Here is a 263-nt window from a genome sequence, read left to right on the forward strand (position 1 = left end):
CTGAAGCTGTCTTTGCCGTCGAAATGGTGAAAGCAGACAAGCAACTCGAAAAACAGAAAATGGCGAAACAGTTGCTTGATACTTTATTTCCTCTTGAGGCGGGTTCACACGAAGACGCGGTGAGCTACGAGATTGATTACCGACATGTTCAGGTTTACTTCAAAAACGGTGAGCACACCGGCCTAAAACGCGCTAAACACTTTGTAGCTTACACAGGTGATAAATCTAAGCCTTCAGCAATCCTATTCCGTGATGAAAGCGGT

At 45.2% G+C, this 263-nt stretch carries 1 pseudogene; it reads left to right on the forward strand.

Annotated features, from left to right (window positions below):
- A pseudogene (locus AB4512_RS22685) lies at positions 1 to 263 on the forward strand (hypothetical protein); the annotation flags it as partial.

It is taken from the genome of Vibrio sp. 10N.222.52.B7, from assembly GCF_041474275.1.
Classification (GTDB): domain Bacteria; phylum Pseudomonadota; class Gammaproteobacteria; order Enterobacterales; family Vibrionaceae; genus Vibrio; species Vibrio crassostreae_C.